This window comes from Metasolibacillus meyeri, from assembly GCF_003049505.1.
Taxonomy (GTDB): domain Bacteria; phylum Bacillota; class Bacilli; order Bacillales_A; family Planococcaceae; genus Metasolibacillus; species Metasolibacillus meyeri.
The window spans coordinates 1-2065 of record NZ_PYWN01000055.1; the positions used below are offsets into that span (position 1 = coordinate 1).

The 2065-nt window shown below is 35.0% G+C and carries 2 protein-coding genes; one reads left to right on the top strand and one right to left on the bottom strand.

Going from position 1 to position 2065, the window contains the following annotated elements; genetic code table 11:
• The first annotated feature begins 135 nt into the window (after nt 1-135).
• Nucleotides 136-294, top strand: a complete 159-nt coding sequence (locus tag C9J34_RS21905) for a hypothetical protein (protein WP_193768949.1) — start codon at nt 136-138, stop codon at nt 292-294.
• A gap of 970 nt (nt 295-1264) precedes the next feature.
• Here the strand turns inward: C9J34_RS21905 and C9J34_RS09085 are convergent.
• The gene (locus C9J34_RS09085; protein ID WP_107839549.1) at nt 1265-1672 is read right to left on the bottom strand and encodes an Asp23/Gls24 family envelope stress response protein; all 408 of its coding nucleotides are present in this window, start codon (nt 1670-1672) and stop codon (nt 1265-1267) included.
• Between the last annotated feature and the right edge of the window lie 393 nt (nt 1673-2065).

Below are 2065 nucleotides of genomic sequence, written 5' to 3' on the forward strand. Positions count from 1 at the left end.
TTTTTTATGTGGAAATAAAAAAATGAAATTAGAAAAAAAGTAGAAGAGTATTTACTAAATGATAGAGGATGTGATCTTCAAGAGATTAAGTCGATTGAGGGGAAATTTTCTAAATTACCTGTTTGGAGTGTAAGCGTGATTTTTGAGGATGAGAGTAATTTAATTTATCAATATAAAGTAGAATTTGGTATGGTTGAACAGTACACCGTCTCTACAACTAAAAATGTTAATGCGTCGTTTCAAAAATCCTTTTTAAGCAATGAAATTGAATTTAAACATCGTGAAGAGAATTAATAAAAACACCCATTATAGCTGATAAAGCAGGACTTTTTACAACAGGAATATTTCCATTTTAACCGCTGTTCTTTCAGCATATTTTGATTCAATTGAAATTGTCATAGTAACTTTCGAAGGCGTAATCACCTGCCAAATGGAGTCGTATAATGTGTTTGAATACTTGTAAAATCCCCCCCAATAAGTGGATAAATATATTTTGCATGTCTACCCACTAGGGAGCCTCTCATCTTTAAGCCTTATTTACACTGACATTGTCAAATTGGATTGCTGTAATATGGAGCTATTCGCAGTGCGCTTGCAGGTATTTCCCCACTCGTCTGCTTTTCCAGAGAGAACATGTAAACTCTGGTTCTTGTTCAAAGTTTCTACCAATTCTTTCACAGACACCCTTGCTCTTAGCTCACCTTTGTTTCTGCCTTTTGGGTTCGGGGATCACCCCCTCTACAACATTGTCATAGAGGGGCTTTAAACATTAGGTTAAGTTTCTATTAGTACACTTCTGAAAGTACATCATTTTTTTGAGTTTATTATTCTTCATTTCAAAGATGGGAAAATCATAATAGTCCATATTATCCATATAAAAGAAATAGTTAACCAAAAAGTATTTTTAGCCGTTTTCTCATCTTGTTTAATTTTTTTTATAATACTAACAAGATTTAAACAAAATATAATACCCAATATCGGCATAAAGTAGAATCCCATATACACAAAAAATAACATAATAATGCACCCTTTATTCCCTTCTTAAAATAGTTTCCATAGTTATATATGCAAATTTTCGTTTCACTCAATCATATCTGACCTTGCATGAGATTCGTGTTCCTTGGACCGATGTTTTTCCTTCAGATTTCACATCACCACAGATACCATTGCTCTTTGGCCAACCTCCACTCCTGCCTTAGGAACAGTTCATACGCATACTGGGCGCATATGATATGAAAAGAGACCGCTTGAGCGGTCTCTTATTTTATGCTTTATTTACACTAACATTGTCGAATTGAATGGCAGTAATATGGACATTCACTTCGCTCGTCTCGATTGCTGTCATATTAAAAATCGCTTGGCGAATGGATGCTTGAATATCCTTAGCCACTTTCGGAACCGTAAAGCCATATTTCACTGAGCAAAACACATCAATGACGATGCGACCATCCTCTGACATCGCAGACTTAATCCCTTTTGAATGAACTTTTTTACCAAATTTCTCCACAACGCCTGATGCAAAGCTTCCGCGCGTCGCCGCTACACCTTCAACTTCCGTTGTAGCAATCCCTGCAATGACCTCGATTACCTCAGGGGCCACTTCGATTTGCCCTAGCTCTTCTTTCCCTATTGGCGTTGGTTGTACAAATGATGTTGGTTGTTTTTCAGCCATGTTCAGCCATCCTCTCTTTCTCTCGCATTGCTACATAACTATAGCCATCTACCACTTTCTATATTATACTACATTCCTTATGGAAAATGCTTAGCAATCGCACAGGATTTTTCAAATTGAGTGCTATCAATGTTTATTTAAATACTAATGCTTCACTTATTTTATTTCTATTCTCCGTTTGATCATTAGTAAACTTGAATCTCATTTCTAGTTAACACATGCTATAAGTAGTCAAACAATTTTAATACAGCTACCTCTAGTGCTACTATGTGTTTTGAATAATAAATTTCCAATAAAAATGTTTATCTTTTCAAATTTTCTTTTGTAGATAGCTCCAATCCAATGAAATTAATTTAACTGTATAATTATCAGTGGTGTTTGTATATTAGGGTT

Excerpts from the sequence above, each read along its gene's own strand:
- C9J34_RS09085 (WP_107839549.1), bottom strand. The coding sequence starts at position 1,672 with ATGGCTGAAAAACAACCAACATCATTTGTACAACCAACGCCAATAGGG.